This window comes from uncultured Sanguibacteroides sp., from assembly GCF_900543425.1.
Lineage (GTDB): Bacteria > Bacteroidota > Bacteroidia > Bacteroidales > Marinifilaceae > Gabonibacter.
Genome location: NZ_UQRQ01000009.1, coordinates 19,610 through 43,854, shown reverse-complemented (window position 1 = coordinate 43,854; position 24,245 = coordinate 19,610). Strand labels below are relative to the sequence as shown.

The 24,245-nt window shown below is 41.8% G+C and carries 15 protein-coding genes; all 15 read left to right on the top strand.

Going from position 1 to position 24,245, the window contains the following annotated elements:
- Positions 1-10 precede the first annotated feature (10 nt).
- The 15 genes from QZR76_RS06595 (at position 11) to QZR76_RS06525 (ending at position 24,235) form a co-directional block, all read left to right on the top strand.
- Positions 11-1,159 (top strand): FecR domain-containing protein, encoded by a 1,149-nt coding sequence (locus QZR76_RS06595; RefSeq protein WP_294141535.1) that lies wholly within the window; start codon positions 11-13, stop codon positions 1,157-1,159.
- A gap of 118 nt (positions 1,160-1,277) precedes the next feature.
- A complete protein-coding gene (locus tag QZR76_RS06590) occupies positions 1,278-4,874 on the top strand; it encodes a SusC/RagA family TonB-linked outer membrane protein (RefSeq protein WP_294141533.1) in 3,597 nt (1,198 codons plus the stop codon).
- A 12-nt stretch (positions 4,875-4,886) separates the two neighbouring features.
- A complete protein-coding gene (locus tag QZR76_RS06585; protein ID WP_294141531.1) occupies positions 4,887-6,266 on the top strand; it encodes a RagB/SusD family nutrient uptake outer membrane protein in 1,380 nt (459 codons plus the stop codon).
- Between the two features lie 31 nt (positions 6,267-6,297).
- The gene (locus QZR76_RS06580; protein ID WP_294141527.1) at positions 6,298-6,504 is read left to right on the top strand and encodes a hypothetical protein; all 207 of its coding nucleotides are present in this window, start codon (positions 6,298-6,300) and stop codon (positions 6,502-6,504) included.
- A 35-nt stretch (positions 6,505-6,539) separates the two neighbouring features.
- A complete protein-coding gene (locus tag QZR76_RS06575; protein WP_294141525.1) occupies positions 6,540-7,775 on the top strand; it encodes a hypothetical protein in 1,236 nt (411 codons plus the stop codon).
- Positions 7,776-8,206: 431 nt separating this feature from the next.
- Positions 8,207-8,776, top strand: a complete 570-nt coding sequence (locus QZR76_RS06570; RefSeq protein ID WP_294141523.1) for a sigma-70 family RNA polymerase sigma factor — start codon at positions 8,207-8,209, stop codon at positions 8,774-8,776.
- Positions 8,777-8,858: 82 nt separating this feature from the next.
- Entirely contained in the window at positions 8,859-9,992 is a 1,134-nt protein-coding gene (locus tag QZR76_RS06565; protein WP_294141521.1) for a FecR domain-containing protein, read from the top strand.
- Between the two features lie 73 nt (positions 9,993-10,065).
- A complete protein-coding gene (locus QZR76_RS06560) occupies positions 10,066-13,671 on the top strand; it encodes a SusC/RagA family TonB-linked outer membrane protein (RefSeq protein ID WP_294141519.1) in 3,606 nt (1,201 codons plus the stop codon).
- Positions 13,672-13,714: 43 nt separating this feature from the next.
- On the top strand, positions 13,715-15,115 hold the full coding sequence (locus QZR76_RS06555; protein WP_294141516.1) for a RagB/SusD family nutrient uptake outer membrane protein: 1,401 nt from the start codon (positions 13,715-13,717) through the stop codon (positions 15,113-15,115).
- 19 nt (positions 15,116-15,134) lie between these two features.
- The gene (locus QZR76_RS06550; protein WP_294141512.1) at positions 15,135-16,004 is read left to right on the top strand and encodes a hypothetical protein; all 870 of its coding nucleotides are present in this window, start codon (positions 15,135-15,137) and stop codon (positions 16,002-16,004) included.
- Between the two features lie 330 nt (positions 16,005-16,334).
- The gene (locus tag QZR76_RS06545; RefSeq protein WP_294141510.1) at positions 16,335-16,922 is read left to right on the top strand and encodes a sigma-70 family RNA polymerase sigma factor; all 588 of its coding nucleotides are present in this window, start codon (positions 16,335-16,337) and stop codon (positions 16,920-16,922) included.
- 129 nt (positions 16,923-17,051) lie between these two features.
- Entirely contained in the window at positions 17,052-17,591 is a 540-nt protein-coding gene (locus QZR76_RS06540; RefSeq protein WP_294141508.1) for an RNA polymerase sigma-70 factor, read from the top strand.
- 147 nt (positions 17,592-17,738) lie between these two features.
- Positions 17,739-18,902 (top strand): FecR family protein, encoded by a 1,164-nt coding sequence (locus QZR76_RS06535; protein WP_294141507.1) that lies wholly within the window; start codon positions 17,739-17,741, stop codon positions 18,900-18,902.
- A gap of 241 nt (positions 18,903-19,143) precedes the next feature.
- The gene (locus QZR76_RS06530) at positions 19,144-22,686 is read left to right on the top strand and encodes a SusC/RagA family TonB-linked outer membrane protein (protein ID WP_294141505.1); all 3,543 of its coding nucleotides are present in this window, start codon (positions 19,144-19,146) and stop codon (positions 22,684-22,686) included.
- 10 nt (positions 22,687-22,696) lie between these two features.
- Positions 22,697-24,235, top strand: a complete 1,539-nt coding sequence (locus tag QZR76_RS06525) for a RagB/SusD family nutrient uptake outer membrane protein (protein ID WP_294141503.1) — start codon at positions 22,697-22,699, stop codon at positions 24,233-24,235.
- Positions 24,236-24,245 lie beyond the last annotated feature (10 nt).

Below are 24,245 nucleotides of genomic sequence, written 5' to 3'. Positions count from 1 at the left end.
TTTATAGAAGATGACAACCAAAAAGGAAATAGAAGAAATTATTTACGATAAGTTGTGTGGCGAACTTCTTTCCGTGGAAGAGGAGAATTTGTTCGTGGAGTGGTATGCCTTACCCGGACATCAGAAACAATATCATGAATTGGAACGAATAAAATCCGCCATATATGCCGTGGGGAGCGAACGAAAAATTGTTCTGGCGAAAGAGTGGAAAAAGATTCATCAAAAAATAGGCAAAAAGCAAACTGTTTCGTTAGGATTGCGATACGTTGCCGTGTTTATTCTTCTGTTCGGGGTGGGGATCTTATGGTGGAATCATCAGGAAAGAAGGGAGCTGGCTTCGGATAATACGGTAGTCGTACCCGGTAAGAAACAGGCTGTTTTGACGTTGTCCAACGGTAAAAAGATAGTACTTGGCGACTCTTTAATTATGCCTGTTACGGAAGAGAAAGGGGTGGTTATTCGGGGACTTTCCGGGAATATGTTGGCGTATGATATTGTAGAAGGGGAGGCGAAACGAACCTATAATCGGATTACGGTACCCCGAGGAGGCGAATACGTGCTGACCTTATCCGATGGTTCCGTCGTGTGGTTGAATTCGGAGAGTTCGCTTTATTATCCGATCGTTTTTACGGGAGATACGCGTGAAGTCACTTTGACGGGGGAGGGCTTTTTCGATGTAAAAAAAGCAGACGGAAAGCCTTTTATCGTGAATTCGGAAAAGATGAACGTTCGGGTATTGGGGACTCAATTCAATATGAGGGTGTATCCTGAAGAGAATCAACATACCACTCTGGTGAAGGGTTCCGTTGAAGTTAAGGACGATAAACAGACGGTGAGGCTGGCTCCCGGGCAACAAGTCTCTTGGGAGAAAGATTCTATGATCATCCGGGAAGTGGATCCAATGGATTATGCTGCCTGGCGGTACGGGGAATTTAACTTTAAGCAATGTCGACTGGCGGAGTTGTTCGAAGAGTTAGCCAGATGGTACGATCTCAACTTGTTCTTTGTAAATCCGGAAGTGAAGGAGTATGTTTTCACGGCTTCTTTTAAACGCAGTACTCCGGTAAACGAAGTCATATCTATTTTAGAAAAAACAAAAAATATAAAAGTCGAACTAAAAGGAAAAACACTAAAAATTACGAAAAATTGTCAAAATTGAAAAATCGGGAGATACGTCAATATCTCCCGATCGGTAAAATTCCTCAGACAAGGAATTTTAAAGTCTAATCATTAACAACAAAACTATGAAAAATCTAAGAGAAAAACTCATTTGGATTATGATTAAATTTAAATTGTTTTGCCTCGTCATGGCTTTGGGCATTTCGGGAGTGAATGCAAAAGTCTGGTCACAGCAGGAAAAATTGAGTTTAACGATGAATGGGGATCTTGTTCAATTATTTGAAAAGATTCAGAAACAGACCAGTTTCAGATTTGTTTTTAACCATGCTGATGTAAAAGGATATCAATTGAAGGGAGAGGTCAAGGAAAAAACCGTTTCTGAGATTCTGGATTGGGCATTAGCGAATAAGCCGTTAAAGTACGAAATCGTTAATGAACATGTAATTATTTATTACGAGCCTGCCAAGCCTGCACAGGATTCGGTAAAGATGGTGAATATAAAGGGAACGGTGCGCGATGAAGGCGGTTTGCTTTTACCTGGGGTTTCGGTTATGATAAAGGGTACATTGGTCGGTGTTGCCACGAGCAACGACGGTAAGTTTACCTTAAATATTCCGGTGAGAGACACGGTAATACTTGTTTTCTCGTTCGTGGGGATGAAGACCGTAGAGGTAAAATTCGATCCGAATAAAACGGAGTACAACGTGGTAATGAAGGACGATCAGGTGGCATTGGACGATGTGGTTATTACCGGATTTCGACAAACGACAAGACAAAAGGCTACAGGCTCTGTGGCTGTTTTAACCAGAGAGAGTTTTGCCAATAAGGCCCAGCCGACGGTAGATAATTTGCTTCAGGGACAGATTGCGGGCGTGAGCGTGCAGGCCATATCCGGACGTCCGGGAGAGTCGGCCAGGATACGGATACGGGGAACCAGTACCTTTAGCGGGGATGCCGATCCGTTATGGGTTATAGACGGAGTACCGTTGCAGCAAACCTTTCCTAATATTTCGACAACCCAAATTAAATCCGGTGATTTCAGTACACTTTTTTTGAACGGAATCGGGGGAGTAAACCCGAATGATATAGAGAATGTGACGGTGTTGAAAGATGCTGCGGCTGCAGCTATTTACGGTTCTCGTGCTGCTGGAGGTGTTATTGTCGTGACTACCAAAAAAGGGAAAGCCGGAAAAATGCGGGTTAATTACGCGGGTAATGTTACCATTGTGGGAAAACCGCAACGGGATGGGAATTTAATGAATTCATCCGAAAAACTGGCTTGGGAACAGGAGTTGTGGGATGAGTTCTCTGCAGAAAAGTACAATGAGGGCCTTCGTTATCCGGTCGTGGGTATTGTCGGTATGTTACGTTCCGGTCGGTTGGGAAAGGACGGAAAGTTCAAAGGAGATGACGGTTACGAGCCTATGAGTGCGGAAGAACAGGATGCTTATATCCGGGAGTTGGGCGGGCATACGACGAATTGGTTTGACGAGTTGTTCCGTACCACCGTTTCGACCAGTCATCACCTATCTCTTTCCGGAGGTGCTGAGCGTTCTACTTATTATATTGCATTAGGATATTCAAAAGATAATGGGGTGTTGAAAAAGACAGATTATGACCGATATAATTTCAATGCTAAGGTTAATCTGATGCCGATAGACCAATTGAAGTTGGATTTTGGTTTTGATCTGGCCCAGCAAAAATCCGGAGGTTCTTCTTTGAATGTGGATCCGTTTAAATATGCTTATTTTGCTAATCCTTATGAGCGTCCCTATAATGAGGACGGCAGCTACCGTGCGGATATGACCTACTATTCGTTACCTAAAATGAATGATGCTTCCAGTACGACCTTGTTACCGCCCAACGGATTTAATATTATGCGGGAGATCGATGAAACTTCCAGTAAGGTAAATAATTTTTCAACAACCTTGAGAATGGGAGTAGAGTATCGTTTTATCGAAAAATTGAAATTTGCAGGCTTGGCTTCATACACTTTTACTAATAATAAAACGGATAATATCAATGGGATCAATACCTATGCCGCTTATGCCGACCGGTTTAGTTTCGATCGTAAAAATCCGGATAGGGTATACGGTTCGATCACACAGACTTCCGGGAACAATAGTAGTTATTTCCTGAGAGGACATTTCATGTATGACGACCTGTACGGGGAAATTCATCGTTTGTCCGTATTGGCCGGAGCCGAAATTCGGGGGACGAAGGCTAAGAGTATATATGCCAAACGGTATGGATACGATCCGGTAACGGGTAATTCATCTATCCCCATCCCTTCTAAACCGGCAAGCGGAGATAATATCAGTTATTCCGATCTGGAATCTTTTGCGGCAATCGTGGATCAGCTTTCGGGAGAAAATGTAATAGAAAATCGTTTTGCCTCTTTCTATGCTTCGTTAGACTACTATCTGATGGAGCGTTATATCCTTAGTTTTTCGTTCAGGACAGACGGCTCGAATCATTTCGGTAGTGATGAACAATTCAATCCGACCTGGTCATTGGGAGCCGTATGGCATTTAGGCGACGAGAGCTTTATGGCCTCCTTGAAGCCGGTATTAAACCGGGTGGCCATACGGGCTGCTTTCGGTTACACGGGTAACGTGAATACTTCTTATAGTCCGGAATTGATTATGAACTACGATAAGGTAAATCGTAAATTCGGTAATGGTTTGCGGATGGCTACCATTTACAATGCCCCTAATCCGAATTTAAGATGGGAGAAAACAAAAGATATGAAACTGGCGTTGGATTTCGGTTTATGGAACGACCGGATTTCCGGTTTGGTAGAATGGTATTATCGATTGAGTTCCGATGTGGCAACCGATGTAAAAGTATTGACGACAACCGGATTTAATCATCAGGGATATAATACTTCCGAGATCGAGAACAAGGGTGTCGAAGGGACATTGAATGTAAAGGTGCTGGACGGAAAAGATTTTAAATTGAAAGTTTCGGCAAATGTGGCCTGGAACCAAAATAAGCTGAAAAAATATAATCCTCCGGCCTCAACTTATTACTCTTACGAGGGATTCCCTCTGAACGGAATATTCGGCGGAAGGGTAACGGGTATTGATCCGCAAAACGGAATGTATTTGTTCGAATTGCGTCCGGATGCTGAAATCAATCAGGCCACGGATTTGCATAAAGGCGATAACTACCGTTTTTATTTGGGAACTAATGTTGCTCCCGTTACCGGAGGATTTAATGTGAATTTTTCTTATAAAAATATCAGTTTGAATGTAGGTGGATCTTATTCGTCCGGGGCGAAGGTGATAAACAATCTTGCCTCTCCGGCCAGTTATAGTCGGGTAGGTTCTTCTTCCGGAGATTATGAGCCTGTTCAGTCAGATTATAACGATTTGTATACCAATCATCTGAACGTGCAGCGTGACCGTACGAACCGGTGGACACCGACTCGCACGACGGGCGTGAAGTACGGACGTATTATCGATAGTTTCGGCGACCGGTTGTATTTGGATTATTATAATCCGACAGAAACGGTGATTACGCGGGGAGTTATGCTGGAAAATGTCTCTTACCTGCGTATCCAGAATATCTCGATTGCTTATAATTTGGGAACAGAGACATTGAATAAATTGAAGTTGTCTTCTATGGGGTTCATGTTGACGATGAATAATTTCTTTACCATCACGAATTATTCGGGGCTTGATCCGGAAACACCGGGAGCTACCTATCCGAAAACCCGCTCTGTGACTTTAGGTGTAACCATTGGATTCTAAAAATGACAGGATATGAAAAATTTGAAATTATATATAATATTGGTATTTAGCCTTTGTTGCTCTTGTAACGATTATTTGGATGTAAAAGAGCAGGGTGTTGCTATTCCCAAAAGTGCCGAAGAGTTTTCGGCTATCCTTCACGCCCGATTGAATGATATGGATTACGGGAGCGAGGAGGTTGTTCTGGGAAACGCGAGGACCATTCTGAACTATGAATGTTATGGAGATAATCAGAATACTAATTTATCAACGGCAGGAATTTCATTACCTATTTATGTCGGTTCAAAAATCAATGATTTCCAGTCGGATTACGAGGAGTTATATGCTGTAATCCGGGATTGCAACCTGATTTTGGATAACATGGAACAACGGGAGTCTGAATTGGGAAAGAATGTTTTAGGAACAGCTTATGCTTTGAGAGCCGTTTGTTATTATAACCTGATGCGTAATTTTTGCGAACCTTATGACCCGCAAACAGCTGAAGATAGGTTAGGTTTACCGATTGTCAGTACCTTCGATATGGAGGCAAAACCCATACGTTCCGATTTGAAAACTACGGCTAAATTTATCGAAGAGGATTTGAAAAAGGCGATAGCCTATAATGTACGGGAAGAGATGTACCGTTTTACGGCAGATGTAGCGAAGGCTTATTTAGCCCGGCTTTATTTCTGGTGTCAGGATTGGGGAAATGCTATTCCGGTAGCGAAAGAGATTCTGGAAAAATATCCTTTGTTATCAGGGCAAGAGTATACGGATATGATTCAGAGCCAGAATACCCGGAAAGGAAATATTTTGTTAAGATCTTATGTGATTTCCGGGGATTTTTATTCCGATTCGGATTACGCGGACGCGAAGAGAGATGCCAAATATCGTCCGGTAAGAAAAGAGCTTGTGGATCTGTTTGTCGAGAAAGGGAAAGACGTGCGTTATGCTATTTCTTTTGATGATAAAAGGTTGAATATGAAAAATATTTTTTCCGGAGTACGTAGTGCGGAGATGTGCTTGATACTGGCCGAATCCTACGCTCACCAAAGTAATGGGGCATCGGAGGCCTTATCGTATTTGAACCAGTTACGGGAAAAACGGATTAGTGATTATGTACCTTATACCCTTGAAACTTTACCGGAAGTAAATCCGAATGCCCGAATCAGGGTGGATGCTACCGGGACTTCTTTGACTAAATTGATGTCAGCCATTTTCGACGAACGCCGGAAAGAGTTGTATATGGAAGGAGACCGTTGGTTTGAGCTAAAACGTAACGGACGACCGGAATTCTGGGTCGCAAGAAACGGTCTGAAGTACGAGACAAGTGCTTATTTGTACACGGCCCCTCTGCCTAAAAATGATATAGCCTTGTTGCCGGGATTGGTTCAAAATAAAGGATATGAATAAGAGTGTCAAACGAAACAAAACAGATGAAATTATGAAAAAGCTAATATATATTTTGGTTATGGGTGGGATGTTCTCTTTTGTCGGTTGTGGCGATGTCGGGGATTATCCTAAAAAGTCCGATGATTATAAAAATGTGGATCCTTATGTGTTGCCTAAAGCAAAAGTGTTGACCCAGGAGGAGCGGGATGCGATTCAGGCGGAACGGGACGAGTATGCCGCGGCTACGGAAGTGGAGTAGTTCGAATAATCTTCTAATAATTAAAATGAAAGCATATGAAAAATATATTGTTTCTACTCGCTCTGTTCACTTTCGGTTGTTTGGTGGCAGGGTGTAATGATGATGATGATAAAGATTCGACCCTATCTTTTGACCGGGCCGTGTATATTTTGCAAGCGGAAGCCCCGTTAGAGGTTACCCTTTTAGCGTCGGTTCCGGCGAACGAGGCTTTTTCTGTTCCTTTTGATATTGCGGGAACTGCCGTGTTGGATGACGATTACACGATCTCAGCCAATCAATTTGAATTTAAACCGGGGGAGTCGAGTGCGAAAATAGTGATTACACCTAAAGACAATCTCAACGAAGGGCGTGAGATCAAATTGACCTTGAAACCGGTATCCGGATACCGGCTGTGGAATAACAAAATTGCCATGATCCCGATAGAATTGAAGGAGCGGTTTAGTTGTTCTTTTATGAAAGCAAAGGCCGAATTGACGCAAAAATTAGATGTGGAGGTACAAATTAGTGGAGAATTGAATAGCAGTAGTGTGCCTTCCGTGGACTTACATTTGCCGTTTACATTTACCGAAGCGACAACAGCCGAGTTGGGAAAACATTTTTCTATTGAAGGAGGTGCGAATGAATTTGTTATTCCTGCAGGTCAGAAGAAAGCTAAAATCAGCATTGAGTTTTTGGCTTTGGAAGCCGGAAAAGATGTCATTGAACTGGAGCTGGACCCGGATGCCCGCTTTTTTGTCGGAGACTATAATAAATTGACGATTAAAATCGTAGGTCCTTCTTTCTATGAGCGGATGTTGGGAAAATGGGCTTTCAAGGAGTTTGCCAGCTACGAGTTTATCGTCGGATGGTGTGAATATCCGAACGATTTGGATAATATGCCGTTGGATAACCGTCCGGATGATATCCTGGAATTTATATCCGGAGAGAAAGACGAGTTAAAAGTACATATGACCGGAGATCTGCGGAAGTATTTCCGGGATAGTGAGGTGACCTTCCTCGGGGAGATAGAGGATGAGGTAAGTGATTTGGAAGAGACCATTTTATTACCTTACATGGAATTGAGCAACGTAAATGTTACTTTCTCCGATAATCAGACGGACATACGTCCTGCCAGAGTCGGTTTCCGCGTGCTCGATAACGGTAAAACGCTCGAAGTACATATCGTGGATTTCGAACCCGTTGATTTTATGCAGGATACTTATGCCGACTGGGGAGAGGATATCGCCTATTTCTATCGAATGAGGTATCTTTTCACGAAGGTGGAAGAGTAGAAAGAGTTTTTTACGAGGGATATAACCTTTCGTGGGTGTTTTAAGGAAAAATCGTGATATTTTTATGTATCACGATTTTTTTACGATAATAATCTCCTGTATACAAGCGATTTTTCTTGACTTGGAGTATTCGTAAATATAACGAAAGTAGAAACGCATATCTTTCAGATCATTATGTTTCTGTATTTAAAACAGAAATAATCAATATTTAAGAAATAAAACACAAATGAAACCGTATCGTGCCGTGATCGCATTTTTTCCGATTGCGTTATTCTTGTTACTCGCTGATAGAGTGCTTTATGGTATGTTCGATCGTTTGTTGTTAAAATCAACACGAAGGGATATATGAAGGAAAGATAAGAAAAGTCTATGTTATTGGTAGAGCCATCTTTTTTATTTAGTTTTGCAGCTGTGGTTGAATATGGAATATAATGATTGATAATTCTCAATTTCTGGACGGCGTGAATCGTAAAGAAGATACGGCTTGGGAGGAGTTGTATAGGTATTATTATGCCCCATTATGTTCTTATGCGGCGAGGATTACAAAGGATCAGGATGCAGCAGAGGATATCGTTCAGAACGGTTTCGTCCGGTTGTGGAATTCTTCTTCTCGATTCACAAATATGAGGGCTATTACGACGTATATGTATCGGTTTGCTTATAACGGAGCCCTGAATTTTATCCGGGATAAAAAATCTTCTCGTGCGATTCATCAGGTATGGACCGCTCATCAGCAGATGAACGAGGAGAGAGGAGTGGAGATGGCTTTGGAAGAAGAAACGATAGCTCGTTTTTATGATATCATGTCGGAGTTATCCGCTCAACAGCGGGAAATCCTTTTGAGTTGTTTGGAGGGGGCGACCGTGAAGGAGATTGCTGAAAAGTTGTCTATTAGTGAAAATACGGTAAAAACACAAAAGAAAAGGGCTTATCAGATGATGAGGGAGCGTTTGGATGGGCTATTCAAATTTATACTATTCTTACTTTTCACGAGGGAGTGAAATAATTTATAATTTTTTTTGAAAAATTTGTCACCCGTTTTTGAGATCGGTGGGTTTGTTTGTACATTTTAAGCCGATCAAGATGAAATGGGAAAATTTACATGACGATTCAAGACGAATTATTCGTTATTGGGTGTGTTCGTTACAAGAAGATAAAGCCAAGGAGGATATCATATCCAAAACGAGAGTTCGAGAACGTTTGGAAGAGGAACGACAAGTTCGGGAACGTTATGATTACTTAACGGCTTATCAAAAGCTGAAAAAACGTGCCAAAAGGAGGAATCTTATACGGAGGACGATGGTCGCGTGTGCCGCAGCCTGTTTATTCGTCACGGGTATTATATTGTTTTATCCGAACAAGGAAAAACAATCTTTACGGGTGGTGCAACAAAAGTCTTTTTCAATAAAACCGGGAGAGAGAAAAGCCGTGTTGACACTGGATGGGGGGATTGATATTCCATTGGGTGGAAAATTGTATCAGTTACATGAAAAAAATGGAGCGGGGATAGCTATTGATTCCATGGGAATCGTTTATGAAACAAGCGATACTGTTTCTTCCAATGATACCGTTATTTATAATACCTTATCGGTACCTCGGGGGGGAGAGTATTTTCTTGTATTAGCAGACGGAACTCAGGTATGGATGAATGCGGATTCCCGTCTTCGTTACCCCGTGAATTTTATTGGCCCCAAACGGGAAGTGGAGTTGACGGGAGAGGCTTATTTTGACGTGACAGCCAACCGGGAACGTCCGTTCGTCGTGAAAACAGGGTTAGGTGACGTGCGGGTTTACGGGACGCAGTTTAATGTGAAATGTTATTCGGGAGACGGGGAGATAGCGACTACCTTGGTGGAGGGAAATGTTGCTTTTGTAAATGATTGGGTCGGAGAGACATCGTTGATTCCTGATCAGCAGTTGGTATATAGAGAGGGGGAGCAAAAGGTGAAGGTGGAAAAGGTGAAAGTGCGGAACTATGTTTCCTGGAGGAAAAATATTTTATCGTTTGAGAACGAATCTTTGGAGAATATTATGAAAGTATTGTCCCGTTGGTATGATGTAGAGGTTGTATTTGAAGATACGGATTTAAAGAAGTTGTCGTTTACGGGTAATTTGGATAAGTACAGTCATATCGAAAAGTTCTTTCGGGTTTTTGAGGCGGGGATTGACGTGAGGTTCGAATTGGACGGGAATATCATAAAAATCGGGTGGAAATAAATAAAGGATGCGATACAAGGTTGGTAGCTCTGGTTCGCATCCTCTTTTATACATATCTAAAAAAACATGTAATATGATGGACAAATTTATGAAAAAAAAATTACCGGACCGGAGATTGTGGTCGGTAAAGTGGAAAAAAACTTTTCTGGTGATGAAACTAAGTATTGTTTTAACGTTGTGGATGACTTTTTCGGTATCGGCATCCGTTTATTCGCAAGATGCAAGAGTGACACTGGAGGTGGAATCGTCCACTTTAGCAGAAGTGCTGGCTCTGATTAAGGATCAGACGGGAGTAAGGCTCCTTTACAATGTGGATGGATTACGTGGAGTAATTTGTAAGAACATTGATTTGAAATCCGTGTCGGTAGAGGAAGCATTGCAACGGGTGTTGAGAGGAACCGTCTTCGTGTATACGAAGATAGAAGGAGTGTATGTAATTAAAGAGAATCAGAAAACAGGGAAGCAAACCATTACGATTAGGGGATGGGTACAGGACGAAAGAAAACTTCCTTTACCGGGAGTAACGGTTCTGGTGAAAGGTGTTAATTTGGGTACGGCCACGGATAAAGAAGGAAAATATGAATTGGTTTTTCCGAAAATTGAAAGTCCTGTCATCACATTCTCTTTTATCGGCATGAAGACCGTGGAGGTAAAGTATGTGGGGAAAGATACGATTAATGTGGTGATGAAGGAAGATGTGAAGGCTGTGGAAGAGGTCATTGTAACCGGTTACGGTAATGTGACAAGGGGGAATTACACGGGGGCCGCAACGACGATAAAGGCCGAGGATATTATGATGGCGGGAGTATCTTCTATTGACCAGATGTTACAGGGTGTAGTACCGGGAATGTTGGTGATGAATAAGACCGGTTTAGTAGGTGCTTCTCCTAAAATACGCGTACGGGGGACTTCCACGCTTTTGGGAAGTCAGGAGCCCGTTTGGGTAGTCGATGGGGTAATCCAGCAGGATCCGCAGCCTTTTAATTCGGAGGATAATACTAAATTCTCGATGGATGCGGATGATATCAAGCAATTGGCTGGAAATGCCATCTCTTGGTTAAATCCCCATGATATAGAATCAATAACCGTTCTGAAGGATGCTTCCGCCACGGCTATTTACGGTTCAAAAGCAGCGAATGGTGTTATTGTGATTACGACAAAAAAAGCTAAATCCGGTCAACTGGCCGTAAATTATAGCGGCGATTTTTCTATCGGTCAGCGTCCTCGCTATGGCTTGTACGATCAGATGAACTCACAGGAGTTGATGACATTGTCTAAGGATATTTATGACGAACGGGTGAGTTATCCTGACGATGCGATTCTGATGGGGTACTCGGAATTAGTTCGGCAAATGATTAATAAAGAGATCACGCTGGACGAAATGAACCGGGAATACAAGCGAATGTCAGAACTGAATACGGATTGGTTTAAGTTATTATTTAGAAATTCTTTCAATCACTCTCATAATCTAAGTATCAGTGGCGGTTCCGACAAGATACAGAATCGGACCTCTTTCGGATTTACGCAGGAAAATGGAGAAGCAAAAGGAAATAGTTCGACATCGTTCACAGCGACTTCGAACACAACGGTGAATTTTTCTCCTCAATTGACCGTCAATATGTTACTGAAAGGATCTGTCCGGAATGTGAAAGGTTTTGCGTATGGAGTGGATCCGTTTAATTACGCTTACAATACCTCCAGGGCTATTCCGGCCTATAATGAAGACGGATCTTATTATTACAACAGGAAATTAGGAGAGATGAATCCCGATACTTACGTGGAAAGTATATGTAATTACAATATCTTAAATGAACTGGAGAATACGGGTAGTAATAATAATACAAGAACATGGGGGTCTACTTTCGATGTGAAATGGCGTTTACTGCCCGGTTTAGAGTATCAGGGGATGTTTTCTTATACGTCCTCTTCTTCCGATTCGAAGGAATATGCCACGGAGCATTCGTTTTATATTACGCAATTTCGCGGTTACGAGTATGGTAGTGTCACTGCAGACAGCAAAGAGGCGGCTTCAACCCCTTTGCCAAATGGTGGTGTGCTTGAAACCGATTTAACGAATACATCGACGATCGTGGTTCGAAATAGTTTGGTCTATGATCGATTGTTTGCTAAAAAGCATAGGTTGACTTTGCAATTGGGAATCGAAACGAATTCTATAAAAACAAAAGGAGAAACTCTTTGTCAGTACGGGTATTTACGTGAACGGGGAGAAACTTTTGCGACACCTCCGATGACTTACAGTAATGGTACGTGGAATATAGATAACGCCTATGCCAGGGGAAATGTTTCCGTGGTGAACTGTACGGATAATAAATTAAGCGAGTATGCTACTGCCGTGTATATTTACGATGACCGTTACGTGTTGAATTTCAGCGGTCGATATGATGCTTCGAATCGTTTCGGGCAGGATAAAAACAAACGTTTTGAACCGACCTGGTCGGTGGGGGGAAAATGGCGGGTTTCTAACGAACATTTTGCTCAAAATACATGGTGGTTAAACAATCTGGACCTGTACGCTTCTTACGGTTATCAGGGAAATGCGGTGACTTCAGTCTCTCCTTACCTGATAGCCCGGGATGGGGGGGTAGATGATGATTTTCGTGCCTACGTGTTACACATTCAATCGTTACCTTATTCGGATTTGGGATGGGAAAAGACAAAAACATATAATTGGGGTGTCGATGCGGCCTTTTTAAACGGGCGATTGAACTTCACGTTCAATTATTTTAACAAAATAAGCGATGTACTTTCTTCCAGAGATATTCCATACGAGAACGGAATGGCGAATGCTGTGGTGAGCGGTTCCACGATAAAAAATCACGGTTATGATTTTGTCGTGAATGTGATTCCGGTACGGACAAAAGATTTTACGTGGCAACTCTCGGTAAATACTTCTGTTACCCGTAACGAGGTGACGAAAAATAACCGTCTTAACACGCTGGGGGAATATTTGAATGGTAGTGCCGTGGTGGACGGACGTCCTTATTCGACTTTCTACTCTTATGAGTTTGGAGGTCTCAATCCGGATGACGGGAGTCCTGAATTTAAAAAGATGGATTTGGAGGGAGCAAAAGATGTCATTGAATTTTTGAAAGAGTCCGGTAAATTTACTCCTGATTTCTCCGGAGGATTAAGTATGATGTTTAAGTATAGAGCTTTTACGTTGTATGCTTTGTTTGCCGTACAGTGGGGAGGACATGATCGTTTACCGAAATTGTATCCTAATGCGGTTACGTATGCCTGGGCCGGTCTTCCTACTCCGGAGACGAATGTTTCCAGAAAATGGGCCAACCGATGGCGGAAATCCGGAGATGAAAAGCATACGAATATTCCTTCTTTGCCGGGAAGAGGGAAAACATCCGTGACATTACCGTATGTAAACGAGAAATACCAGGGCCGTGAATATACTTATGTTATGTATGATCAGTCCGATCTGCGTGTGGCGAATACCGATTTTATCCGTTGTCGTTCTTTATCATTAGCGTATGAATTCGGGGACGAGTTGTTAAAGTCTCTATTTGTGAAGAGAGTACAATTAAAATTGAGTATGACGAATCCGTTTATGTGGGTATCAGATAAGAAATGGGACGGTTTAGATCCGGAGACGGGAAATTGGCCAGCCCGTCGCGTAACCTCCTTGTCTTTACAAGTGGCGTTTTAAGCGAGAAAAATTGAAAATAAGAAATTTAATTTAATGATGAGTTATGAAAAGAATTAAATTAATAATAATAGTCGGTTTGCTTGTTACAGGTGCGTGTTCCGATTACTTGGAAGAAGAATCACAGGACGAGGTGATCGTTCGGACCGTGACGGATTTTAGCGAACTGTTGTTAGGATCGGGTTATCCTAAAAGTTATAGTTACATGGCCAGCGAATTGTATTTGCTGGATGATGACGTGGAGATTAATGAAAGTGTATTCAGGGGAGAAACTGAGAATACCTCTATCGTGAAACGTTTCGGGCACTTCACGTGGCAACCGGATATGTGGGAGAGAACTTCGTTATTAACGGAAACCTATTCGAAAATGTACGCCTATCTGATGGGTATAAATGCAACGCTGGATTATATTGACGATGCGATCGGGGACGCGGAGGAAAGAGATCAGGTGAAAGCCGAAGCTTTAGGTTTAAGGGGTTACCTGTATTATATGTTGGTGAATTTGTACGGAGAGCCGTATAATTATAATAAGAAAGCTTTGGGAGTCCCGTTGAAACTCGTTTCCGACCTGAAGGAAAACGGTCTGAAGCGTAATACGGTGGAAGAGGTTTACAATCAGATCGTAACGGATCTAAGAGCTTCGTCGGAACTGTTCGAGAAGTATCCCAAACGAAGGGGAAATTATCGGATAAACGGTCCGGCGGTAAACATCCTTTTGTCCCGGGTTTATCTGTACATGGAACAATGGGATAGTGCGATCGTGCGATCGGATAGAGCCATTGCATATGCCGAAGGATTAACGGACTATACTAAAATTACAGATGATTTCGCTTATTTGAGCTATGGAAATCAGGAGGTGGAGTGGTTATACGGTGCCGGACGTGCTAATTATGCCGCTACAATTCAGAACGAGTGTCGTCCTTCCACGGATTTAATCTCTAAATTTCATGAAAGGGATGTGCGTTTGGAAATGTGGTTTGCGGCGGATAAAATAGGAATATATAAGAAAAATCAGATCGGCCCTGGTCCTGTCAACACGATTCGAATTTCAGAGGCCTATCTGAATCGGGCGGAAGCTTATATTCAAAAAGGAGAACATGAAAAAGCTTTGGCTGATTTAAATGAATTACGCCGGCACCGGATCAGAGGGTATCAAGGTGTAAATATTTCGAATCAGGCTCTTTTGTTGGATGAAGTGCGTCTGGAACGGCGTTTGGAATTATGTTTTGACGAGCAACGTTGGTTTGACTTACGACGGTATGGGATGCCTTCCATATCCCATCTTTATAAATCTCGCAAGAGTGACCCGTGGCTGAAATACACTCTAACGGAAAAGGATCCCCTTTATACCATACCGCTTCCGAGAACAGTATTCGTGCGAAACGGGAAACTCGAACAAAATGCCTCGGCTCTGGAGCCGATTCGACAAGGGTATAGAGTAAATTAATCATTTAATACAGTTAACTATGAAAATATATTTGATATTGATAAGTCTCTTGCTTTTGGTCTCTTGTAGCAAGGATAAAGAGATCACGGATATTGTTCCGATATCTACCGATTACAAATTACCGCAAGGAAAATCATCGGCAGACGACCGTATCGTGGCATTGTATAATCAATATAGTTCTTATTTTTTATACGAGTTTACGGAAAGGGATTTCGTTTGGACATTGACATCGGACGGCTCGACGAAAGAAGCGTATAGTTACACGGAAGGTGACCCGCAATATGTGGGTGATATGTTAGACTTGTTGGATGAGATCTGGTTCGGTTTTTACTCGAAAGAGTTTCATCAGCGTTATATGCCTTACCGGGTATTTTTAACGAGCGTGCTAATCAATAACAAAGACGGAAAGGAGTGCTACTTGCGCCAGATATCCAATCAGATTGCAGTCGGTTACTGTTCGAAAGCCTTGCTTGCAATGACGGGAAAGATGAAGTTGGAATATAAGAATGATTTACAAATCAGCTTGTGGAAAGATTGGGTGGACCGAGGGGTGTTCGATATTCCGAGGGAGTTTTATACCGTAAGCGATTATTCGAAAGAAGCGGACTTGTATGATCCTTCTTCTCCGGATTATGCAAGGGTAAGAGGATTTGTTGCCAATAGCGATGGAGGTGAATGGTGCGGATGGGTGAATTGGCAAACCAAAGTATTGGAGAAAACGGATGACTTGAGGGCGTTCTTGACAAGTATGGTATCGAAAAGTTCGGAACAGTGGGAGTCCGATCTTCAGTATCCTTTAGTGAAAAAGAAATACAATATATTACGGGACTATTTTTTGAAGGAGTATGATTTCGATATACAGAAGATCGGTGATGCGATGTACGAATAAGTGGTTTTAACAGTGTAAAAAAGAAGCAGGTTACGGTTTATCGGACCTGCTTTCTTTTATTTGTAACATGCCGGTGTTGTGGTTTATGGTGTTCTGTGAATTTTAATTAATTGAATATCTGCTTAATAATGATAACAAAAACATAAAATAAAAATTTGTTGTAAGAGGTGTATTGCCTGTCAGGCTTTTTTTATAGGCAGAACTAAATTTGAGGTCAGTATGTTAATTCGTGAGGAAATTAAGATTTATTATTTTTTTGTTGCTCTCTTTTAATTACTTTTGTTGTAAATAGAAGGTGATTTAATATTCGTAGCGTGAGTGTGTGTCGTTATGCAAGATTCTGATAATGATATATGTCTATTACTGAAAAACCGGGATGTAAAGGGAATGGAACTTCTTTTCAAGGAATATTACAGGCCTTTGGTTTTATGGGCTGACACCTTTCTGAATAACATGAGTCAGGCAGAAGATTTAATACAGGATTTCTTCATTAAATTGTGGGAACGAAAAGTGGAGAGTAAGTTGTATCCTCGTACTTTGAAATCTTATCTTTTTACGGCAGTAAAAAATCTATCGTTAAATGTGTTAGAAAAGATCGATCCTCTAAAGGGGGTTTATGATGTTTCTAAAATAGATGTTCCGAGTCTGGAATATAATGACCTGAATGAAAAGATGCTTTGTAAGATCGAACAGGAGATTGAGAATTTGCCTCCGCGAAGTCGAAATGTGGTTAAATGTATTTATTTAAAAGGGATGCGTTATAAGGAGACGGCAGAAGAATTGAATATATCTGTTGCTACGGTTAAGACATTGCTGGTTAATTCATTAAAAAGACTGAGAGAGAATACATCGGAAATCGATCTTGAGGTATTGTTACTTTTTATTCAAAAATCTTTGGATAGGTACGATCGTTTTTGATCTTTTCTTGCTTGTTTTCTCGGGTCGGGAGTTCTGTCGATGATTAAAAATAAACAGTTTGTTTGTTCGGATTAAAATTTAAAATAAAAATATATCTTTGTTTGCAGTAGTATAGTGATTTTAGTGTCAATGGTTGAACTTGCCCGTGTATATTTAGGAAACTCTCAAAATTTTAAGACGCAGTATGAGATTCATTTTACCGCGTTAAAGTTTTTCGCTATGCGCTACGTGGGAGACGAGGAGGTGGCCTGTGATTTGATTCAGGACATGTTTGTGAAATTATGGGAGAGAAAAGAGAGTTTCGAGAACGATCAGGTATTGAAAACCTATTTGTACAGAGCGGTAAGGAATAATTGCCTGACCTATATACGCGACAAAAGACGTATGGAGAAACGACTGGAAGGTCACCAGGAAGAAGATACGGAAGAGTCTTTTGTCACTAAAGTGATGGAAGCGGAGGTTTACGCTTTGATAAATGAAATATTTGAGGAGTTGCCCGACGCCTGTAAAAAAGTATATTCCCGTAGCCTGGAAGGTAAGAGTCACCAGGAAATTTCCGAAGAGTTACATATTGCTATTAATACGATCAAACGTCATAAAAATAATGCAAATCACTATTTAAGAGAACGTTTGGAGAAAATATTGAGTCTCGTTTTAAGCCTTTCCTGATTTTTTTGTCAAAAAGATGATTTTTTTATGACACCTGGAATGTATTCTGGTGTCTATATAATACTGTTTATAAAATGGAGATTTGTAAACGAAATAGAACCTTATGGGGTGAAAACGGTGGCGTGCCGAATTTAATGAACGGATGTTATGGATATTATACATATAAAAAGGATAAGAAAAATAATCGTAAAACAGTTGATCGGGGAGATCAGCGAACCCGAGAAACGCTTGTTGGACGAGTGGTTGCTTCGGTCGGAGGAAAATAGAAAACTTTTTGAAAGGGTGACTTCCGGGGAGTTTGTCGGCCATGCGATTACGGATGATCATACGGTCGATAGGCAGAAGGTATGGCGGAAAATAGAACGTCAAACGGTTTGTCGGCGATGGAGTGGAAAATATCGTAATCTTATCCGGGTTGCTGCTGTCGTTTTGGTACTTATAGGTGTAGGCTTGTATTATATGGTGGCCGATAAAAAGGAATGTCCGGGTACCGTATTGGTAAAAGACAAAATAGTTTCGGGTAAATCCAAGGCTATACTCGAGTTGGCTAATGGAAATAAGATTGTTTTGGAGAACGATACGACATTCCGATTCGGGGAGGAGGGGCTTGTTATGGTTAATCGGAGCGATACATTGGATATGGCGGAAGGGGGAGAGAATAAGACCTCCGGCGAATATCACACGATACGGATTCCCCGGGGTGGTGAATATGTAGCCCGACTGAGCGAGGGTACGGTCGTCTGTTTGAACGCGGAGTCGGAACTTCGGGTTCCGGTTGTTTTCGATACAAATACAAGGGAAGTGTATTTCAATGGAGAGGGGTATTTCTCTGTGGCGAAAGATGCGGGTAGACCTTTTATTATTCATACGGGTGGTTTGAGTATTAAAGTGTTGGGGACGGAATTTGTGCTTCGTTCTTATCGGAATGAGGAGGAGATTATCACCACCTTGGTAAAGGGAGCGGTAGAAGTGACCGACGGCCGGGATAGTTGCCGGTTGCTACCCAATCATCAGGCCCGGGTGAATAGGGATGGACAGATGTCGGTAAAAGAGGTTGACGTGTATCGCTATATGGCTTGGACGACAGGTCGTATGGTTTTTGAAAACGAACGCCTTGAAACGATTATGGATGAGTTGAGCCGTTGGTATGATGTGGACGTGTTTTATAGCAGTCAGGACTTAAAGAATTTGCGATTTACAATGGATGTAAAGAAATATAGCGATCTGGATAAGTTTACGGCTTTGATGGAAAAAACGGATAAGGTTTCTTTCCGGATTAAAGATAGAACTGTGGTCGTGAGCAAACAATAAAAAGAAGAGGATAGTACCGCAAATACTATCCTCGATTAGCCGTAACGGGCTAAGTAAAAACTAAAAAACAAAGTTATGGAAAAAGATCAACAAATGAAAATCCTTTGAAACAAATGAAATTCTGTCTCTGCCGCAAACAGAGGTAATGGTGCTAATGTAAAAACTAAAAACAAATGTTATGAGAAAAACAAATGTCTGTTTCAGGCCGTTGGGCCTGAGGCTTCTCCCAATTTTACGAATTATGAAGATTATATGCTTATTCTTATTGTTGTTTGTCGGTCAATTGAATGCAGGTACGTTTGCTCAAAATGTGCGGTTGGATATTGATGTGAAGAATGCATCGCTTCGGGACGTGTTTGAGCAGATCAAACAAAAATCCGGTATTAGTTTTATGTTTAGTAATGACGATGTAAAACATGTGGGGCGTAAGAGTATTCAAATGAAGAATGCGGATGTTGAGGCTATTTTGAATAAGTGTCTGGAGGGTACGGGACTGACTTATGAATTAATGGATAATGTGGCTATTATTCGTAAAATAAAATCTTTTGAAAAAGATAGCGTAAAAGATTTAATATTAAAAGGTGTCGTGAAGGATGAAGCCGGTTCTCCTTTACCCGGGGTAACGATTAGAATAAAAGGTACAACAATCGGGGTAACCACGGATCAGAACGGAGTTTATAAATTATTGCTTCCCAAGGATACGGCTACGGTTGTTTTCACGTTTATAGGCATGCAGACCGTGGAACGAAAGTACACGGGACAAAAAGAGATCAATGTGGTATTGAAGGAGAGAGCCACGGAGATGGATGAGGTGGTCGTGGTAACGGGATATGAAACTATTAAGAAAAAGAGATTGACGAGTGCCATCACGAGTATTAAGGCCGAAGATATTATTGTTTCGGGCTTGTCTTCCATAGATCAAATGCTGGAAGGACATATTCCGGATATGATGTTTATGGTGAATTCCGGAGAGGTCGGGGTTGTGCCTAAGATCAGGATCCGTGGGACCTCTACCTTGATCGGTAACCGCGAACCCTTGTGGGTGGTGGACGGTGTTGTGGTGAAAGATCCTGTTCCGGTGAGTCCCGATGAACTGAACGATCCTGACTATGTAAATCGTATCGGTAACGCTATTGCCGGGCTGAATCCTCAGGATATTGAAAACATAAACGTGTTGAAGGATGCTTCGGCAACTGCTCTATATGGGGCCAAAGCCGCTAACGGGGTTATCCTGATCACGACCAAGAAAGGGCATGAGGGTAAAATGTTGGTGAGTTACAATATGACTACGACCATGAAACGCCGTCCCCGGTATTCCGACAATAAAATCAACGTGATGAATTCGAAAGAGCGGATGGATTTTTCGCGGGATTTGTTTAACTCTCGTTATAAATATAGTAACAATATGACGGAGGTCGGTTTTGAAGGATTAGCAAAACGGCTATACGACCGGGAGATCGGTTATAAACAGTTCAAGGAGGGAGTAGACCAGTTAGAGACGGAGAATACGGATTGGTTCGATTTGTTGACGGAAGACTCCTTTTCGCATCAGCATACCCTGAGTTTGACGGGAGGAACGAAGGATTTGCGTTACTACTCTTCCGTGGGATATGCCAGGGATAATGACGTGATAAAGGGAAACCGGAACGAACGTTACACCGTGGTGTTGAATATGGATGCCAATTTAACGAAGTACTTGGCGGCTTCCTTCAGTATAAAAGGAAATGTAGGGGAACGGAAGTATAATCAATCTTCGCTGGCTCCGATGGATTATGCTTATAACACGAGTAGGACTATACCTGCTTATGCCGGGGACGGCAGTTACTTCTTTTATGGTAAATACAACGGGGTGGTTCCGTATAAATTTAATATACTGAATGAATTGGAACATAGCGGTTATAAACAGAATAATTCGAATATAATGTTTGATGCCCGCTTGAACTTTACGTTTACGAACTACCTGAATGCCCAAGTGTTGTTCTCTTATTCCACGTCGAATACGGAGATCGAGGGGTATTATGACGAACAAACCAATTACGTGGCGAATTTACGTAAGTCGGAATATGGCGTCGAACCGGTTAAGGCAACATCGGAATTGCCGTTTGGAGGAGAGTTAAACAAGGATTATACTCGTAATAATGATTATACATTGCGATTGCAACTTAACTTTAATAAGTATTTCGGTAGTGAAGACCAGCATAATTTGAATGCGGTTCTCGGTTATGAGATGAATTCTTCAAAATACAACGGATACATGAGCACCACGAGAGGATATTATCCGGATCGGGGAAAACAATTTGCACAAGGAACCTCTTTGGAAGAGTATTCTGCTTATAGAAGTTGGCTGGAAAACAATGCTTATCCGGTGCTGACAGATAATATTACGAATCTGCTTGCCGGTTTCCTGACGGTATCTTATAGTTATTTTACCTATTTCACGTTAAATGCCAATGCCCGTATCGACGGATCAAATAAATTCGGGGATCAGAGTAATGACAAGTTGCTGCCTGTTTGGTCGGTCTCCGGGGTGTATAATATTTCGGAACATTGGCAAGGCGAGTCGGATATTGTCAATAATTTATCATTGAAATTGTCTTACGGTTACCAAGGAAATATGCTCGAGGGGCAATCTCCCGTGATGACTATCAATAAGAAACCGACCGATCCTTATTACAATGAGTTGGTTTCTAAGGTGGTCAATTATCCCAATCCGAAGTTAAAATGGGAAAAAACAAGTTCGTTTAATGCCGGTTTGGAGTTTTCTTTGTTTCGGAATCGTTTGATGATGAGCGTGGATTATTACTATAAGCGTACGGTAGATGCTTTCTTGTCGAAACCGATATCTTCGGTGAACGGATTGAATCAATACGTGGTTAATTCCGGTAACGTGGAGAATCAGGGGTATAGTATCGCGGTAACTCTCTCTCCGGTCAAAACGTCGGATTTCAAATGGACGTTGTCCACCTATTTTTCCGATTCTTTCAATAAGTTGAAAACCAAACCCGGAGCGGAGCAATACGAACTTTCCAATTTCTTGAATGGTACGGCTTTAGTAAAAGGGAAATCCGTGGGAACATTCTATTCTTATAAATTCATCGGCTTGAATCCTATAGACGGGGGGCCCGTGTTCGATGATATGCAGGAGCATAGTGAAGATTTGAAAAATTTGAGTAAATACGATACTTATACTCAGGTGTTGACGGCTTCCGGTTCACGCGAACCGACCATGTCCGGCGGTATTACCAATACATTGAAATATAAAAACATGCGTTTGAGTTGTAATTTAGCTTATAGCTTGGGGGCTAAAGTTCGTTTGTTCAAATTATACAATAACACGACAACCTGGGATCCGGAAAAAAACGTGAACCGGGAGTTCAGTAGACGTTGGCGACAGCCCGGAGACGAGGCTCATACTAATATTCCAGCTATTATCAATACGACTTCAGCCGCGTATACTTATTATAATGATCATTGGTCGGCTAAAGACGGCTACGAGGGACAATTGATTGCCCGTAATTATTGGGACATGTATAATTATGGCAACCAACGGGTCGTAAGTGCCAATTATTTGAAATGTACGAATCTGAGTTTTACGTATGCTATTGCAGACCACTTGTTACAAAAGTGGGGCTTGAGTCGTCTCGAGGTTACGTTGGCTACGACTAATTTGTTTACGATTTGTTCTTCCGAATTAAAAGGGCAGACTCCGACACAAAGCGGTTTTGCTGAAATTCAGTTATCAGACCGTCCGACTTATTCTTTGGGTATTAATGTTTCATTTTAAAGCTTAAACGATGAAAGTACGATATATAATTGGGATATTGCTGTTAATCACAACTTCATGTTCTGATTTTTTGGAAGAGTATTCACAGGATACGGCGTATGTCCGGGGATACGAGGATTTGGATCAACTGCTCTTGGGTGATGGCTATATGGAGGTTGTCGCTTCCAGCCAGTTAGGAGACGAGAGAGTAAATAGTTTTTATTATCCGTATATTCATTTCATGTCGGATGAGACACAGGAGTGTATTTGGGCGACTTTAGACTACGGCAGGACCAGTCGCGAGGCTATTTTCGGGTATTATACCTGGCAACGGAGGGTCGGAATGAATGTGGAAGGAACGGCCCGAAATGCGGAGGACCGGGATTGGGATCGCCTCTACAAGCATATTAATATCGCAAATATGGTCATTAAGGCGATAGATAAAGAAGGGGCAGACTCCGATGCGGGGCGTCAGGCGATACAGCGTATAAAGGGAGAAGCCCATTTTCTGAGGGCTGCCTATTACTTCACCCTGGTGAATCTGTACGGGAAACCTTATTCTAAATCGACGGCATCCTCAGACCCGGGAGTTCCCTTAAAGTTGACAGATTACGTGGAGGATGTAAAATTTAATCAAAGAAATAGCGTTGAAAGTGTATATCGCCAAGTCATTGCCGATTTGGAAATAGCAGAAACCTGTTTGGAAGGGATTCCGACAAAAAGTATTTACAGGGCAGATATCTCCGCTACAAATTTGTTGCAAAGTCGGGTATACTTGTATATGCAAGACTATAAGAATGCTAAAATCTATGCTCAAAAAGTGATAGACCGGAAAAGTGACCTGGTGAATTTAAATACGTTTAATTCGACGGATAATTACTTCCTCTCTTCGAAATCGGTAGAAACCATATTTTCTATGGGATCGAATGTTATTCCGAATACGGTAACCGGTTATACCCGGGATTTTATTATCTCGGAAGAATTGTATAAGGAGTTTGAACCTTATAAAGAGAATGAAGACCTGAGACAAACGGTATTTTTGGAACGAAAAGGTGGTAATTATATTAGCAGAAAAGTAAAACCCGGAAGAACGGACAGGATAGATGTTTCGGATAATTTCCTTTTCAGAACTTCAGAAGCTTATCTGAACCTTGCAGAAGCGGCAGCTTGTGGGGGAGATGAAGCGACCGCATTGACCGCATTAAATACGTTACGGGAGAAGCGGATGAAAAGAGAGGGATACGTGAAAATTGCGTTGAGTGGAAACGAACTGATTACCTTTATTCGAAATGAACGTTTTCGGGAGTTGTGTTTCGAAGGACATCGGTGGTTCGACTTGCGTCGTTACACGGTAAACGAGAAATTACCCTATACGAAAACCATTCGTCACACGTTTACCTATTTTGAAGAGGATTGGGACGGAACAGTTCCGATTAGAAGCACGGTATACGAGTTGAAGGAGAATGACTCCGCTTACACATTGCCTATTCCGACCGAAGTTGTCGAATTCGACGGAGTAAAGGACAATCCGCGGGAAGACCGGACGGTTGTTGAGGTAATCAATTATTAAATTTTAATTT

Bases quoted from the DNA above. Each gene is read 5' to 3' on its own strand.
- QZR76_RS06525 (WP_294141503.1), top strand. From the start codon at position 22,697: ATGAAAGTACGATATATAATTGGGATATTGCTGTTAATCACAACTTCA.
- QZR76_RS06575 (WP_294141525.1), top strand. From the start codon at position 6,540: ATGAAAAATATATTGTTTCTACTCGCTCTGTTCACTTTCGGTTGTTTG.
- QZR76_RS06535 (WP_294141507.1), top strand. From the start codon at position 17,739: ATGGATATTATACATATAAAAAGGATAAGAAAAATAATCGTAAAACAG.
- QZR76_RS06595 (WP_294141535.1), top strand. From the start codon at position 11: ATGACAACCAAAAAGGAAATAGAAGAAATTATTTACGATAAGTTGTGT.
- QZR76_RS06570 (WP_294141523.1), top strand. From the start codon at position 8,207: ATGATTGATAATTCTCAATTTCTGGACGGCGTGAATCGTAAAGAAGAT.
- QZR76_RS06565 (WP_294141521.1), top strand. From the start codon at position 8,859: ATGAAATGGGAAAATTTACATGACGATTCAAGACGAATTATTCGTTAT.
- QZR76_RS06560 (WP_294141519.1), top strand. From the start codon at position 10,066: ATGATGGACAAATTTATGAAAAAAAAATTACCGGACCGGAGATTGTGG.
- QZR76_RS06585 (WP_294141531.1), top strand. From the start codon at position 4,887: ATGAAAAATTTGAAATTATATATAATATTGGTATTTAGCCTTTGTTGC.
- QZR76_RS06590 (WP_294141533.1), top strand. From the start codon at position 1,278: ATGATTAAATTTAAATTGTTTTGCCTCGTCATGGCTTTGGGCATTTCG.
- QZR76_RS06555 (WP_294141516.1), top strand. From the start codon at position 13,715: ATGAAAAGAATTAAATTAATAATAATAGTCGGTTTGCTTGTTACAGGT.
- QZR76_RS06545 (WP_294141510.1), top strand. From the start codon at position 16,335: ATGCAAGATTCTGATAATGATATATGTCTATTACTGAAAAACCGGGAT.
- QZR76_RS06530 (WP_294141505.1), top strand. From the start codon at position 19,144: ATGAAGATTATATGCTTATTCTTATTGTTGTTTGTCGGTCAATTGAAT.
- QZR76_RS06550 (WP_294141512.1), top strand. From the start codon at position 15,135: ATGAAAATATATTTGATATTGATAAGTCTCTTGCTTTTGGTCTCTTGT.
- QZR76_RS06540 (WP_294141508.1), top strand. From the start codon at position 17,052: ATGGTTGAACTTGCCCGTGTATATTTAGGAAACTCTCAAAATTTTAAG.
- QZR76_RS06580 (WP_294141527.1), top strand. From the start codon at position 6,298: ATGAAAAAGCTAATATATATTTTGGTTATGGGTGGGATGTTCTCTTTT.